11 protein-coding genes and 1 tRNA gene are annotated in these 14,754 nt (G+C 69.7%); 9 read left to right on the forward strand and 3 right to left on the reverse strand.

Annotation, left to right across the window (positions count from 1 at the left end):
* Positions 1-172 precede the first annotated feature (172 nt).
* On the reverse strand, positions 173-436 hold the full coding sequence (locus tag ACH9D2_RS18970) for a hypothetical protein (RefSeq protein ID WP_396364386.1): 264 nt from the start codon (positions 434-436) through the stop codon (positions 173-175).
* Between the two features lie 362 nt (positions 437-798).
* Between ACH9D2_RS18970 and ACH9D2_RS18975 the strand changes: the two genes are divergently transcribed.
* A complete protein-coding gene (locus ACH9D2_RS18975) occupies positions 799-1,977 on the forward strand; it encodes a heparan-alpha-glucosaminide N-acetyltransferase domain-containing protein (protein ID WP_396364387.1) in 1,179 nt (392 codons plus the stop codon).
* Positions 1,978-2,003: 26 nt separating this feature from the next.
* On the opposite strand, the gene ectB is transcribed toward ACH9D2_RS18975, so the two are convergent.
* On the reverse strand, positions 2,004-3,323 hold the full coding sequence (gene ectB / locus ACH9D2_RS18980) for a diaminobutyrate--2-oxoglutarate transaminase (protein ID WP_396364388.1): 1,320 nt from the start codon (positions 3,321-3,323) through the stop codon (positions 2,004-2,006).
* Positions 3,324-3,924: 601 nt separating this feature from the next.
* On the opposite strand from ectB, the gene ACH9D2_RS18985 reads away from it, so the two are divergent.
* From ACH9D2_RS18985 to ACH9D2_RS19015, 7 genes are all read left to right on the forward strand, one after another.
* Positions 3,925-8,103, forward strand: a complete 4,179-nt coding sequence (locus ACH9D2_RS18985) for a Pls/PosA family non-ribosomal peptide synthetase (RefSeq protein ID WP_396364389.1) — start codon at positions 3,925-3,927, stop codon at positions 8,101-8,103.
* A 351-nt stretch (positions 8,104-8,454) separates the two neighbouring features.
* Positions 8,455-8,811 (forward strand): hypothetical protein, encoded by a 357-nt coding sequence (locus ACH9D2_RS18990; protein ID WP_396364390.1) that lies wholly within the window; start codon positions 8,455-8,457, stop codon positions 8,809-8,811.
* A gap of 169 nt (positions 8,812-8,980) precedes the next feature.
* On the forward strand, positions 8,981-9,895 hold the full coding sequence (locus ACH9D2_RS18995) for a phage holin family protein (protein ID WP_396364391.1): 915 nt from the start codon (positions 8,981-8,983) through the stop codon (positions 9,893-9,895).
* Positions 9,896-10,061: 166 nt separating this feature from the next.
* The gene (locus ACH9D2_RS19000) at positions 10,062-11,054 is read left to right on the forward strand and encodes a DMT family transporter (RefSeq protein WP_396364392.1); all 993 of its coding nucleotides are present in this window, start codon (positions 10,062-10,064) and stop codon (positions 11,052-11,054) included.
* On the forward strand, positions 11,051-12,301 hold the full coding sequence (locus ACH9D2_RS19005; protein WP_396364393.1) for a glycosyltransferase: 1,251 nt from the start codon (positions 11,051-11,053) through the stop codon (positions 12,299-12,301). Before ACH9D2_RS19000 ends, ACH9D2_RS19005 begins: the two co-directional genes overlap by 4 nt.
* Positions 12,302-12,333: 32 nt before the next feature.
* Positions 12,334-12,407: transfer RNA gene (locus ACH9D2_RS19010), tRNA-Ile, on the forward strand.
* A gap of 139 nt (positions 12,408-12,546) precedes the next feature.
* Complete coding sequence (locus ACH9D2_RS19015) at positions 12,547-12,762, forward strand: hypothetical protein (protein WP_396364394.1); 216 nt, start codon at positions 12,547-12,549, stop codon at positions 12,760-12,762.
* Here the strand turns inward: ACH9D2_RS19015 and ACH9D2_RS19020 are convergent.
* Positions 12,744-13,316: a M23 family metallopeptidase gene (locus ACH9D2_RS19020; protein ID WP_396364395.1), complete on the reverse strand. Its 573-nt coding sequence runs from the start codon at positions 13,314-13,316 to the stop codon at positions 12,744-12,746. The genes ACH9D2_RS19015 and ACH9D2_RS19020 overlap by 19 nt on opposite strands.
* 438 nt (positions 13,317-13,754) lie before the next feature.
* Between ACH9D2_RS19020 and rpsB the strand changes: the two genes are divergently transcribed.
* On the forward strand, positions 13,755-14,690 hold the full coding sequence (rpsB, locus tag ACH9D2_RS19025; protein WP_396364396.1) for a 30S ribosomal protein S2: 936 nt from the start codon (positions 13,755-13,757) through the stop codon (positions 14,688-14,690).
* Positions 14,691-14,754 lie beyond the last annotated feature (64 nt).

Genomic DNA, 14,754 nt, shown 5'->3' on the forward strand with positions numbered 1-14,754 from the left:
CCCCCTGGCCGCCCTCACCGCTTGACCCCTACGAAGGATCGCTACACCACTCCAGGGGGCTTGACCGGTTCGAGTCCAGTCGGGGGAGCCGGCAGGAGGCCCCCACCGGCGTCGGACGCCGGTGGGGGCCTTCGTCGTGCCACGAAAGGTCGTGCCGGCACAGGCGCGCGCCTCATCCCGCGATGCTGATCCGGACCCCTTCCGTGGGAGTGGGCACGTCGAAGACGGCCGTGTAGTTGAGGACGGCGGTCCAGACCGCCACGCGGACCTCGGTCTCCGACATCCCCGGGGGGCGGGAGGACACGGTCACGGCCCACTCCTGGCCGTCGAACAGCATCTCGACGGACGTGACGGCGACGCCCCGGGCGCCGAGCGCTGCGACGACATTGGTGCGCACGAGGGACTCGACGGGATGGGCGTGGGGGATGGTGGTCATGGTGGTCGTCCTTCCGGCGGGGAGCTCGGATCAAGCTCCCTTCCATTGACTCGCATCCGGTCGCAAAAGTGATGTCCGCTCTTTGACGGACAGTCCGCGCTGGCGTAGGACTGATGGAATCCTCAGGGTCCTCCTGGCGGGGTCGGACGTTCGGGCCGCATCCTGGGGTCAGGGCGGCCCCGGAGGCGCCGGAGTCCCGGGTATGCCCGGATCCTGCACCTGTCCGGCTACTCGGTCGGACGGGCTGCCGGGCGGGGTCCGGTACACCAGGGGGAACCATGCGTTGGAGGGCCAGGTCAGCCGAACGTGCCGCTCGGCGGGACCGAGGAACCGCCCAGAAGCCATCCGGACGCTTGACGGGCGTGGACGCGGCGCGCGGACTGGCGCTCATCGGTCTGATGTCCGTGCACGTCCTGCCCTCCCACGACGACGAGACATCAGAACCGTCCTGGTCCTTCATCATCTTCTCCGGGGACTCGGCGGCGCTGTTCGCCCTGCTGGCCGGCGTCGGTCTGGCCTTGGCCTCCGGCGGTACGCGTCCGCACGGGGGCAGGGAGTTGACCGCGGACCGAGCGGCGCTCGTGGTGCGGGCCGTGCTGATCGCCGTGCTGGGGCTGGGAAGCGGATCCTTGCTGTCCGAGGACCTACCGGCTGACAACATCCTGATCTACTACGGCGTGTTCTTCCTGCTGGCCGCCCCCTTCCTGCGCTCAGGTCCGACGGCGCTGTTCGGCTCAGCGGCGTTCTTCCTGGTCACGGCTCCAGTCCTCATGCAGCTGCTGCGCGATGAACTGCCAGGGTTCGTCTCCGGCAACCCCACGTTCGGGGATCTGCTGACGCAGCCCGGGGCGACGGCCGCCCAGTTGTTGCTGACCGGCACGTATCCGGCACTGGCGTATCTCGCCTACCTGCTGGTCGGGATGGGACTGGGCCGGCTCGACCTCAGGAGGAAAGCGATCCAGGTCCGCCTGCTGGTGATCGGCGTGGGGGTGTCGGTCTGCGCCGAGGCCCTCTCGTACGTCCTGCTCCACGGAGCCGGCGGCTACGACCGGCTGCTGGCCTCCGTGTCGGGAGACGAGGAAGAACTGGCTGACGTGCTGGTCTGGGGATCGGACTGGCTGCCCACCGACACCTGGTGGTCACTGGCGATCGCCACGCCGCACACCAACGCCCCGCTGGCCATCGCGGTGAGCCTCGGCACGGGCCTGGCGGTACTGAGCCTCTTCCTGCTGGTCTCCGGCGCGGTCGGCTCCTGGTTGCTGCCGTTGTCGGCGATGGGCTCGATGACCCTGTCCCTGTACACCGCCCACCTGGTCGCGCTGTCCTTCGAGGTCCACTACCACCGGCCCTACCTGTGGTTCACGATCCAGCTGATGACGGCGGTCCTGTTCGCCGTGGCGTGGCAACGAACACTGGGGCAGGGGCCGCTGGAGCGGGTGGTCGGAGCCGTGGCGAAGAGCGCACGCCGATGGTCTCTGGCCGCATCCTCCGGAACGGGGCACGGCCAGGGACCGGGGCTGCATCCCGACCGGCGCTCCTGACGCGGCACCACGGTGCAGCCCGCACCTCAGTAGCCGCTGGCGCTGGACATCCTCTCCCGGCTCTCCACACGAGCGGAGGCGTGCGAACAGCGGCCGGCGAGCACGGCGCGCGTGGCGTCCAGCAGGATCTCGAGACCCTCGTGGAGCTCCTCTGGAGGGATGTTCAGGGCGGGCATGGCCTTGAGGACCTCGGACTGCGGGCCCGAGGTCTCGACGAGCAGGTTTCGCTCGTAGGCGGCGCCGGCGATCCTCTCCGCCAGGTCCGGGTCGGGGAAGTGGACCCCGGCCAGCAGGCCCCGTCCGCGACAGGTGGCTCCCTCCACCAGCGCCGCGACCCTCGCGAGGCCCTCGCTGAGCAGCCTCCCGCGCTCGACGACGGATCGTTCGAAGGTGCCGCCGTCGGCCCAGTACTTCTCGAGTGCGGCGGTGCCGGTGACGAAGGCCGCGTTGTTGCCGCGGAACGTCCCGTTGTGCTGGCCGGGCTGCCAGACGTCCAGCTCAGGGCGCAGGAGGACCAGCGCCATGGGCAGCCCGTAGCCCGAGATGGACTTCGACAGGCACACGATGTCCGGCGTGATGCCGGCCTCCTCGAAGCTGAAGAAGGTGCCGGTGCGCCCACAGCCGGCCTGGACGTCGTCGACGATCAGCAGGACGCCGTGCCCCCGGCAGAGCGTCTCGAGTTCCCGCAACCACTCGGCACGGGCGGCGTTCAGTCCGCCCTCGCCCTGGACGGTCTCGACGATGACGGCGGCAGGACGTTCCATGCCGGAGCTGGAGTCCGCCCATGTCCTGGCCAGCCAGGAGAAGCCCCAGGACGGGTCCTCCAGGTAGCCGTCGTACGGTGCGGTGGTGACGAACGGGAGCGGCACACCTGCTCCGTTGCGCTTCATGGCGTTGCCGGTGACGGACAAGGACCCCAGGGTCATGCCGTGGAAGGCGTTCGTGAAGGCCACGACGCCGGTGCGGCCGGTGTTCAGTCGTGCCAGCTTCAGGGCGGCCTCCACGCTGTTCGTGCCCGTGGGCCCGGTGAACTGGACCTTGTGGTCGAGGCCGCGTGGTCGGAGGACATGCTCCTCGAAGGCGGAGAGGAAGCGGCGCTTGGCCGTGGTGTAGGTGTCCAGGGAGTGGACCACGCCGTCGGCGGCCAGGTACTCGATCAGCGCACGCTTCAGGTCCGGCTCGTTGTGCCCGTAGTTCAGCGCCCCGGCCCCGGAGAAGAAGTCCAGATACCCCTGGCCGTCCTCGGCGTGCAACCGGGAGCCACGAGCGGTCTCGAAGACCGCCGGCCAGCTGCGGCAGTAGCTGCGGACGTTGGACTCGAGGCTCTCGAAGATGGTGGTGGACATGGTGATGACTCCCGATGGATGAGAAGTGAGCGAGACGGTCAGCAGGTCGACCGGTGTTCCGCCCCGGCGCTCGTCGGTCGCGTGGTGCCGGGTGCCCATCCGGGCGGACGCCGCGACGGGCGGACGTGTCCGGTCGGGGAGGGAGCTGGGCGATCGGCCACCGCCGATGGACGTGGCGTCCCGGTGGAGCGCGTGATGTCAGAACATATTTACACGCAATTACCGGCCGGTTGTTGCAGTCGTTCAACATGGCTCAGACCCTAGTCACTCGCAAACGTACTACCCAGGAATGTTCGAAGATTACCGAGGCTTTTCAGCACGCCTCGAGATTACTGCACGTGGTGAAACCATTTGTGTTGGCATCCAGCTGACCTGCAGAAACATCGCGACCAACTCTCGGGTGTTTGCATCTGCGGCGTTACGCTGAATTCCGTGCTACCCCTCCGGTAAGGGGATTCCGGAGGCTTCAGAAGACTTATCGAAGTCTTGGTGCTCGAGCATTGTCATGTCTGCACCACGGCTTTCTTTGCAGTGCATCGGGGGTCACATGAGGTCGAATGTTGACAGCAAGTCACAACGGCATGACGTCGCGGGGTCGAACGTGCTGTCAAGGAACGACGGGGCGGTCCTCACGTCCCTCGGGGGAGCCGGGGACCTCCTCGGTCGATGTGAGACTCGGCTGGAGCAGCTCTTCGAGGCCGTCTGCGATCGTTCCGGTGGCGACGGCCGGGACGACTGCCTGGCCGTGGACGCGGACGAGACGCGTCTGAGCTACCCTGAGCTCGACGCCCGGGCGAACCGTCTGGCCCACCACCTCCTCGAGCTCGGTGCGGGTCCGGGCGACCGTATCGCCCTGCTCTTCGACCACGCCGTGCCCGCCTACACGGCCATGCTCGCGGTCCTGAAGATCCACGCGGCGTACGTGCCCCTCGACCCGGGATTCCCCTCGGACCGGATCGCCTACATCATCGAGGACGCCGATGTCTCGCGAGTGCTCACGCTGGCGAGCCTCGAAGCCACCGTGCCCGATGGCACGGCCCCTCTTCTGTGCCTCGACCGCGAGGAGACGAGGATCCACACCAGGGATTCCTCGCGCGTGCAGCTCGAACGGAACACAGCGGGCCTGGACGACCTGGCCTACATCATCTACACCTCCGGCTCCACCGGCCGCCCCAAGGGGGTTGCCATCGAGCACGCCAGCATCTGCAATTTCGTCCGCGTTGCCGCTGACGTTTACGGGATCCGGCCCCAGCACCGCGTCTACCAGGGCATGACCATCGCCTTCGACTTCTCCGTCGAGGAGATCTGGGTCCCGTGGATGGCCGGGGCGACGCTCGTGCCGAAGCCCCGTGGCACCGCGCTGCTCGGTGCCGAGCTGGCCGAGTTCCTGGCCCAGAAGCGGGTGACGGCGATGTGCTGCGTCCCGACGCTGCTGTCCACCATCGAGGACGACATTCCCGACCTGAGCTTCCTCCTGGTCTCCGGAGAGGCCTGCCCCCGGGACCTGATCGCCCGGTGGCACCGGCCCGGCCGTCGCTTCCTCAATGTCTACGGCCCCACGGAGGCGACGGTCACGGCCACCATGGCCGTGGCCCATCCCGATCGGCCGGTCACCCTCGGGGAACCCCTGCCGACCTACTCCGCGGTCATCCTGGACCCGGACGGGGCCCAGGTCCTTCCCCATGGTGAGCTCGGGGAGATCGGCCTGGCAGGCATCGGCCTCGCCAGAGGATATGTCAACAGGGACGATCTCACGGACAAGGCGTTCATCCCCGACTTCCTCGGCATCCCCGACAACCCCTCCGGCCGGATCTACCGGACGGGTGACCTGGGCAGGTTCAACGAGGACGGGGACATCGAGTACCACGGCCGCATCGACACCCAGGTCAAGGTGCGGGGCTACCGCATCGAGCTGAGTGAGATCGAGTCCGTCCTCCTCCGGATTCCGGGGATTGCCCAAGCCGTGGTCAACACCTATGAACCGGAACCCGGGTTCGTGGAGCTCGTGGGGTACTACACGCTCCGTCACGACGGCGAGGACCTCCACGACCAGGAGATCCGCGAACGACTGCGCGAGCGACTGCCCGGTTACATGGTGCCGGCGTACCTCGAGCGGCTCGACCGCATTCCTACGCTGCCCAGCGACAAGGCGGACCGGAAAAGCCTCCCGGCCCCCCGCGGGAACCGCACGACAGGCGGCGAGGACGAGTACGTCGCCCCTTCATCCAGGACGGAGGAAGCCCTCGCTGAAGCCCTCGCCTCAGTCCTGCGCCTCGAGAAGGTGTCGACAGCTGCGAACTTCTTCACGGATCTCGGTGCCAACTCGATGCTGATGGCCCAGTTCGCCGGGCGCCTGCGCAAAGATGCTCGAGTTCCGGTGCCGGCGATGCGTGATCTCTACACCGCCCCGACCATCTCTGCGCTCGCCGAAAGACTCGAAGCCGTTCCCGTCCAGGCGCCGGCAGCGGTCCAGCCGGGCCGGACCGTGCGTCCTGGACCCCTTGGAGCCGCGCAGCACGTGCTGTGCGGCACGTTGCAGGCCTTGGTCTTCGTCCTGACCACGTTCGTGGCCAGCTTCGTGCTCCTGGAGGGCTACCTTTTCGCCAGCAAGGGACAGGGACTGCCGGACGTGCTCTGGCGCGCCTTCGTCTTCGGGACCCTGTCCTTCATCGGCTGGAGCCTGTTCCCGATCGCGGCCAAGTGGGTGCTCATCGGGCGCTGGACCGTCCAGGAGTTCCCTATCTGGAGTCTCGCCTATTTCAGGTTCTGGCTCGTCAAGAACATCATCCGCGCCACTCCGATGCGGATGTTCATCGGCACTCCCATCTATCCCCTCTATCTAAAGGCACTGGGTGCCAAGATCGGCAGGCGCACGGCGATCTTCTCCCGGTTCGTGCCGGTGTGCACGGACCTGCTCACGATCGGCGATGACGCCGTGGTGCGGAAGGACGCGCTGATCAGTTGCTACCGGGCTCACGACGGCACCGTCCAGACCGGCACCGTCCGCCTCGGCCAGGAGGCCCTCGTCGGCGAGGGCTCCGTCCTGGACATCCACACCGCTCTCGGCGACGGTGCTCAGCTGGGTCACGCCTCGTCCCTGCACGCACTCCAGTCGGTGCCCTCAGGGCAGCGGTGGCACGGGTCGCCCGCTCAGGCCACCGACACGGACTTCCGGACTGTCGCCCCGACGGACTGCGGTCTGCGCCGGCGCGTCGTCTACAGCACCATCGCGATTCTCTACCGGCTCGTGCTGACGCCCGGTCTCGGCCTCGGCGTGCTGGCACTGCTCATTCCGTTCTATCTCGAGCTCGAGCACCTCGACCACGGGAGTCCGTGGTTCTACGTCGACCTCGTGGGGCTCACGCTCCTCCTGCTCCTGGTCGGCATCCTGCTCGCCCTGTGCGCACTCGCCGTCATTCCGCGGGCACTGCACCTGTGCCTGGTCCCGGGGCGGATCTATCCTCTGTACAGCTGGCGCTACGCAGTGCAACGAGCGATCGATCGGATGACCAACGTGCAGTTCTTCATGCGGTTGACGGGGGACAGCTCGCTGGTCGTCCACTACGTACGCCTGCTGGGGTACAAGCAGCCGAACCTCGTGCAGACAGGCTCCAACTTCGGATTGGCCACGAAGCAGGACGATCCCTACCTGGTCACCACGGGGAGCGGGACGATGGTCGCCGACGGACTGGCCATCATGAACGTGGACTACTCCGGCAGCTCGTTCATGGTCTCGCCTGTGACCATCGGCGCACGGAGCTTCCTGGGCAACAACATCTACTATCCGTCCACCGCCACGACCGGCGACAACTGCCTGTTCGCCACCAAGGTCATGGTCCCCGTGGACGGCCCACCCCGCGAGGGAGTCGGGCTGCTGGGCTCGCCTGCCTTCGAGATCCCCCGCACGGTCCGTCGGGACGTCGACTTCAGGGAGCAGGCGACCGGACCCGAGCTGCAGGGGCTCCTGCGAGCAAAGAACCGGCACAATGCCGTGTCGATCCTGTTCTTCCTGCTGCGCGGATGGATCTACGCATCGGCTGGCTTGCTGCTCGTCTCTTACGCGGTCGCCTGGCACAGCATCTACGACGTGTTCGCGGTCGCCGCGGCATTCCTGGGGATGCTGCTCTTCAGCGTCGCCTACTTCGTGCTGGTCGAACGAGCGTCGCTCGGTTTCCGCCGGCTCCGGCCGCTGTTCTGCTCGATCTACGAGGAGCCTTTCTGGCGCACGGAGCGCTTCTGGAAGCTCAGCGCGAGGGCTTACCTGGAGGCGTTCAACGGCACGCCGTTCAAACCGCTCATCTGGCGTCTGCTGGGTGTACGGATGGGCCGGCGTGTGCTGGACGACGGCTGCTACATTCCCGAACGGACTCTCGTCAGCATCGGTGACGACTGCACACTGAACGTCTTGTCGATCGTGCAGTGCCATTCCATGGAGGACGGGGCCTTCAAGGTCGAGGGGACGACGGTCGGCGCACGCTGCACCCTCGGAGCCAACTCCTTCGTCCACTACGGCGCCACGATCGGGGACGGCGCGCTGGTCGAAGTGGACACGTTCGTCATGAAAGGCACGGAGATACCCCCGACCTCGACGTTCGGCGGCAATCCGGCCCGCGAGCTGACAGCCACCGCGCTCCTGGTCCCCGTGTCCTCCGGCAGGCACGCCGCTCCCCGGGGAACGGAACCCCGTCGCCTCCGCGTCGGGGGTCCGCGGAAGCGGGGACGGCACCGACCCGTCGGCCGTCGACACGAGCGGGTCCAGGCGTCCGGCGGGTCGCGGTGACCCAGCAGCGTGCACGGCCGGCAGCCCGGCCCAGTGGTCGCCGTTACAGCGGCAGCGCGGATCAGGACTCTCTTCTATCGCCGCGCTCGGGTCGAAGGAGCAGTGCCCGCTCCGTGCTCGGCCGAAGGCCCGGGAGCGCCGACCTCGGTGGGACGGAAGGATCCCGGCGGGGCATCATCGGCACTGCTGTCGGGTTCACCGAGCGGTAGTGCCGAAGCGTGACCGAACCGCGCCCGGAACGTCACCTCTTGCTGTTGAGGCCCTTGTCAGAAGGGAATTACGCTGACCTCACCTTTTATTCCGAGGGGGAGCACAGTGAAAACTCTGGAGAAGCTGGTAGCGAGTGTCGCCGTGGCGGGACTGCTGTTCGGAGGCACAGCACCGGCACTCGCGGACGGCGGCAAGAGCCACAGGGGAGACAGCACGGTCAAGGTGATCGTCGTCGAGAAGCACCAGAAGAGCGGCAAGAAGAAGATCGTCCACGAGAAGAAGGTCGGCCTCAAGGAAGCCGCCCACTACGCGGACGAGAAATGCGATCACGGCAGCTATTGGTACTTCTACAAGAAGGCCAAGTGGGTCGAGGACGAGAACGAGGAGTGGAAGAAGGTCTGCTCCTACGACCACCACAACAACAAGCACAAGGACTACTACGTCTACTTCTCCGATGTGGACGAGAAGAAGCACGACGGCTGGGGCGACAAGCACTGAGTCCGATCCCGGCGCGCTGACGCGAGGGGTCCGGCCGGGGGACCGGCCGGGCCCCTCGCGTGCGTCCCGGCAGGCCAGGTCACGGCCCCGTGCTCGCCCGCCCCCGGCGTCCCCGATGGTAGCTTGGTGCTCAGTCCACGTACTTTTCTCATCATCAACGGAGGCGGGCATGAGTCATTCGGTAGGCCCCAGCACGGGCGGGACGTCGGGAACGAGGTCGGAGCACTCCGATCCCGGATCGGCGTCGATGCTCGACGTCGTCAAGGTCTTCGTTCGGCTGCTGCCCAAGCAGCTCAAGGACGAGGCGCAGCTCGCCAAGCTCGAGCTCACGGAGAAGGCGAAGACGCTGGGCAAGGGGGCGGCGTTCGTCGTCGTCGGCCTGGTCTTCCTGCTGCTCGCCACGATCGCCCTCGTCGGCGCGGCGATCGCCGGACTCGCGCAGGTCATGCCGGCCTGGCTGGCGGCCCTGCTGCTCGCCGTGCTGTTCCTGATCATCCTGGCCGTCGCGGCGCTCATCGGGGTGTCGACCATCAAGAAGGCCCTTCCGCTCGTGCCGCGCAAGGCGGTCTTCGGGACGAAGTACGACCTCGGCGTGGTCAAGGAGGGCTCCGCCTACACCGAGAGCCGCGTCCAGCGCGAGGAGCAGCTGGCCCGCGAGCGCAAGGAGCAGGAGAAGCGCGAGGCGGCCCAGGACCCGGCCCAGCAGAAGCCCCCGGCGCCCACCGAGGAGCAGCTGCGGCACCGGCTCAAGCTGCGCCGCGAGCACCTCAAGACGCTGCGCGACGACGTGCAGGTCCGTGCGGAGACCATCCAGTCCGCCACCCAGGGCTTCGTGGGCCGCACCAGCCGCACCGTGAAGACCACCCCGAAGGACGTCAAGGGCCTGCTCACCCAGGGCGGCTCGAAGTCCGGAGCGAAGTCCGGCACGACGTTCGGCGCGACGTTCGGGTCCAAGTTCGGTGCGACGTCCGGCTCGACGTCCGCCACGGGACAGTCCGGCATCGGCGAGCGGTGGCAGCCGCTCACCGTGCTGGCCGTGGCGGGGAGCGCGTTCGTCGTGTTCCTGCGCAAGCTGTTCCGGTGACGTCGCCGTCCATGGGCCGCCCGTGGACGAGCGCACCGGCCGAAGGCCCGGAAGCCACAGGCTTCCGGGCCTTTCCCGTGCGTTCACCGGATGTCAACGCACCCCCGACCGGTCCGGCGGGCCGGGTCGATAGACTCCCGGGCGTGACGACAGATCGGAGGGCGCCGTGAGCCAGTGGCTGGCCGTCGCCCTGGCGCTGCTCTCGGCCGTGTGCCTGGCGGTGGGGACGCAGCAGCAGGGGAGCGCCGTGGCCGACGTCGCGCACGGACGGCTGCGCCTGCGCAGCATCGCGGACCTGCTGCGCCGTCCCCGCTGGCTGCTCGGACTGAGCCTGCTGGGGACCGGCACCGCGCTCAACGTCACCGCGCTCGGACTGGCCACCGTCACGGTCGTCCAGCCGATCGGCGTCGTGGCCCTGGTCATCACCACGCTGCTGCACGCGAGGCACCGCCGGTTGCGGATCAACCGGCGCACCTGGACGGCGATCGGGCTGTGCACCGCGGGCGGCGCGGTCTTCGTCACGTGCGCCGTGGCGGCGACCGACCCCGCCCAGGGCATCTCGCAGTGGGCCGAGCACACCGTGGTGGTCATGCTCGTGGTGCTGACCTGTGTCCTGGGGGTCTCGGCGGCGATGTTCGGCCGCAGCCTGGGCGGGACCTTCTACGTGGTGGGGGCGGGCATCCTCTACGGCTTCGTGGCGGTGCTGGTGCGGCTGACGCTCATCCGCATCCAGGGCAGCGCCGGGACGCCCCTGGACGACGTCAACTGGCTGGCGGTGGGTGCGGCCTTCGTCGCGGCCGTGCTGGGCGGGTGGTTCGTGCAGACGGCGTTCGCGGCGGGGCCGCCGGACCTCGTGATCGCCGGTCTGACCGTGATCGACCCCATGGTGGGCGTGCTCCTGGGGCTGCTGGTCCTGGGTGAGGCGGCGCCCGGCTTCTCCGTCCCGGTCGGGGTGCTCATGGCCGGGGCCGGCGGCGTTGCTATAGTCGGGGTCGCCGTGCTCTCGCAGCACCACCCGGAGGTGCTCGAACGCCGCGCCGGGCTCGCACGGCAGGACCGAGCGCAGCCCGCCCCGGGATTTTCGGAACCGTACTCCGCAGCACCGCATCCAGCAGCACCCGACCGCCCAGCACACGACCGACCGGGAAGACACGCTTGAGCGCCGACACCACGACCCCCGACCGCCCTCTGACCGTCCTCCTGGGCGCCGAGACCTATCCGCCGGACGTCAACGGGGCCGCGCAGTTCGGGCACCGGCTCGCCCAGGGCCTGCACGACCAGGGCCACCGGGTGCACGTCCTGTGCGCCCGGCCCGGACCGGGGCCGTCGTACCGGGCCGAGGACGACGGCGTGGTCGAGCACCGTCTGCGCTCCCACCGGGCGTTCACCCACCCGTACTTCCGCCTGTGCTTCCCGTGGCAGGTCGCCGGGGAGATCCGCCGCGTGGTCGACGAGGTGAGCCCCGACGTCGTCCACGTCCAGAACCACTACATCCTCGGCCGGATGCTGGTGCGGGAGGCCCGTCGGCGGGGGATCCGCACGGTGGGCACCAACCACTTCGTCCCCGAGAACCTGGAGCCGTTCCTGCCGTTCCCGGCCTGGGTGGTGGACCGGTACCGCGCGGTGTCGTGGCGGGACATGGTGCGGGTGTTCAGCGCCTGCGACGTGGTGACCGCGCCCACCCCGCTCGCGGTGGAGACCATGCGCCGCAACGGCTTCCCCGACACCGTGCTCGCCGTGTCCAACGGGATCCGGATCGCCGACTACGAGGCCCACGACGGCGAGGGGCGGCGGGCCGGGCACCCGACCGTCCTGTTCACCGGGCGGCTGGCGGTCGAGAAGAACGTCGACGTGCTCATCGAGGCCCTCTCGCTGCTGCCCACCGAGCTCGACGCCCACCTGGAGCTCGTGGGCGACGGCGAGCAGCGGCCCGCGCTCGAGAAGCTGGCGAGGGCCCTCGGAGTGGCCCAGCGGGTCCGCTTCCTGGGCTACGTCCCGGACGAGGAGCTGCGCGCGGCCTACCTCCGGGCGGACGTGTTCTGCCAGCCGGGCACGGCGGAGCTGCAGTCGCTGGTGACGCTCGAGGCGATGGCGGCGTCACGGCCCGTCGTGCTGGCCGACGCGCGGGCCCTGCCGCACCTGGCTGAGGACGGCGTCAACGGCTGGCTCTTCACCCCCGGTGACGCGCAGGACCTGGCGCGCAAGCTGGCCCTCGTCCTGGGCGCCCCGCCGGAGGAGCGCGAACGGATGGGCCGCGAGAGCCGCCGCAAGGTCGCCCAGCACAGTTTCCCGCGGACCCTGGAGACGTTCCTGCGGCTGTACCGCGGCGAGCAGCCGGAACCCGCGCGCGCCCGTGCCGCGGGCGCCGGGCGGCTCCGGAGCAGGCTGGCCTCGCTCGTGCGGTAACGTGGTGCTGCGCCGCCGGCCCGTTCCGGCGCGGGGCCGTAGCTCAGCTGGTCAGAGCAGAGGACTCATAATCCTTCGGTCGTGGGTTCAAGCCCCACCGGCCCTACCCGTCACCCCTTTCACCGTGCCCATCCCGGTGGGAGGGGTGCTCCCGTCGGCCGGGCCCGTCCACCGGGTGCGCGGGCGCGGTGGATGTGGTGCACTGGTGGTCCGATCCGCGCACCACCCACCGTAAGGACCCAGAGATGAGCCACCGTACTTCGTGGAGCCTCCTGTCCGTCGCCGCCCTGGCGCTCGCCGCGCTGACCGGCTGCGACACCACCGCCGAGGACGTGGAGCAGGGCGCGGACCGGGTCCAGCAGGAGGTCGAGGAGGGCGCCGGCGAGGTCCAGGAGGGCGCCGAGCAGCTCCAGCAGGAGGTCGAGCAGGGGATCGACGACGCTCAGGACGACGCGGGCTGAGCCGCCGTGCGCAGCCGCTCGGGCACGGGCAGCAGCACCGACGGCTCGAGCGCGCCGACGAACCGGAGCGGGTTGACGTAGTCGCCGTCCCTGCGCACGCCCCAGTGCAGACAGGCCCCCGGGCCGCAGTGGTCGCGGCCGCGCAGCACGCCCAGGACCTGCCCGCGGCGCACGCGGTCGCCGGCGACCAGGGCCGACTCGACCGGCTCGAAGCTCGAGCGCAGGCCCCCGCCGTGGTCGAGCGTCAGCACCGGGCGATCCACCACGAACCCCACGAAGCTCACCGTCCCGGCCGCCGGGGCGCGCACGGTCGCGCCCGGGGCCGCGTCCAGGTCCACGCCCCGGTGCCCGCGCCCCCACCGCTCGGCGGGCGGGACCCAGTCGCCCACCACGGCCGGCCGCGGCGCCAGCGGCCACGCCCACCCCTGCGCCGCCGGGCCGGGGGAGGGGACGGCGGCACCGAGGACGAGCGCCAGCACCAGGGCCGCGGCCGGCCCCGTCCGGGGACGCCGCGGGCGGGAGACCCGGCGGGACCGGGAAGGTCGGACGAGCATGCTCCCACTGTCGCTCCCGGCCCCGGGCGGCGGGCCGCCCGGGGCCGTGCTGTGGACGCGTCCGGAGCCCGCCCACCGGCCCTCGGCGGTGTGCAGGGTGGATGAGGCCCTGTAGTACACTTGACCCCGCAGTCTGCTCTGACGCGCCCTTCGTGGCGTGCCCTCGTGACCATCCCGGACCCGGCCCCGACGCCGGAGCCGACGGCGCGGTGGTGAGCAGCTGACTTCGCGCGCAGCGCCGCCGGGACCTCCAGTCCCGGCCCGGCCGCCCCGGTCCGCGTTCCCCGTCCCGGCGGGGTGCGGCACGGCGGTCGGGAGACGGACCCGCAGGGTCCGCCCACCGCTGCGCCAGGGGCTCGTCCGCCGGACGCAGCCGAGAACCGTACCCGCGGGCCGGGCGCCGTCGCGCGCCCTCCCGCACGAGAACAAGGAGACGACATGTCTGTCGTTACCATGCGCCAGCTCCTCGACAGCGGCGTGCACTTCGGCCACCAGACCCGCCGCTGGAACCCGAAGATGAAGCGCTTCATCTTCACCGAGCGCAACGGCATCTACATCATCGACCTCCAGCAGTCGCTGTCCTTCATCGACCGCGCCTACGAGGCCGTGAAGACCACCGTGGCCCACGGCGGCACCATCCTCTTCGTCGGCACCAAGAAGCAGGCCCAGGAGGCCATCGCCGAGCAGGCCACCCGCGTGGGCATGCCCTACGTGAACCACCGCTGGCTCGGCGGCATGCTCACCAACTTCGCCACGGTCTCCAAGCGCATCGAGCGCATGAAGGAGCTCGAGGAGATCGACTTCGACGACGTCGCCGGCTCGCAGTACACCAAGAAGGAGCTCCTGCTCCTGCGCCGCGAGAAGGAGAAGCTGGAGCGCACCCTCGGCGGCATCCGCAACCTCACCAAGGCCCCGTCCCTGATCTGGATCGTGGACACCAAGAAGGAGCACCTCGCGGTGGACGAGGCACAGAAGCTGGGCATCCCCGTCGTCGCGATCCTCGACACCAACTGCGACCCCGACGAGGTCGCCTTCCCGATCCCGGGCAACGACGACGCCATCCGCTCCGTCAACCTGCTGACCCGCGTGATCGCCGACGCCGTGGCCGAGGGCCTCATGGAGCGCCACAACAAGAAGTCCGGCGGCGCCGACCAGGCCGCCGAGCCCATGGCCGAGTGGGAGCGCGAGCTGCTCGAGCAGCACGCCGCCGAGCAGACCGCCGCGGCGACCGAGTCTCCGGCCGGGACCGAGACCGCTGCCCCGGCCGAGGCCGCTGCCGCGACCGAGGCTCCGGCCGAGACCGAGACCGCCGCCCCGGCCGAGACCGCCGCGGCGACCGAGGCTCCGGCCGAGACCGAGACCGCCGCCGAGTAGTCTCCGTCCACCGCCCGTTTCCCCCGGCGGGGCACCGTCCCCGCCCGAGGCCGGCCGGGGCGGG

The sequence above is a fragment of the Kocuria rhizosphaericola genome, assembly GCF_044462205.1.
Lineage (GTDB): Bacteria > Actinomycetota > Actinomycetes > Actinomycetales > Micrococcaceae > Kocuria > Kocuria rhizosphaericola.

Excerpts from the sequence above, each read along its gene's own strand:
- ACH9D2_RS18970 (WP_396364386.1), bottom strand. The coding sequence starts at position 436 with ATGACCACCATCCCCCACGCCCATCCCGTCGAGTCCCTCGTGCGCACC.
- ectB (WP_396364388.1), bottom strand. The coding sequence starts at position 3,323 with ATGTCCACCACCATCTTCGAGAGCCTCGAGTCCAACGTCCGCAGCTAC.
- ACH9D2_RS18995 (WP_396364391.1), top strand. The coding sequence starts at position 8,981 with ATGAGTCATTCGGTAGGCCCCAGCACGGGCGGGACGTCGGGAACGAGG.
- ACH9D2_RS19015 (WP_396364394.1), top strand. The coding sequence starts at position 12,547 with ATGAGCCACCGTACTTCGTGGAGCCTCCTGTCCGTCGCCGCCCTGGCG.
- ACH9D2_RS19020 (WP_396364395.1), bottom strand. The coding sequence starts at position 13,316 with ATGCTCGTCCGACCTTCCCGGTCCCGCCGGGTCTCCCGCCCGCGGCGT.
- rpsB (WP_396364396.1), top strand. The coding sequence starts at position 13,755 with ATGTCTGTCGTTACCATGCGCCAGCTCCTCGACAGCGGCGTGCACTTC.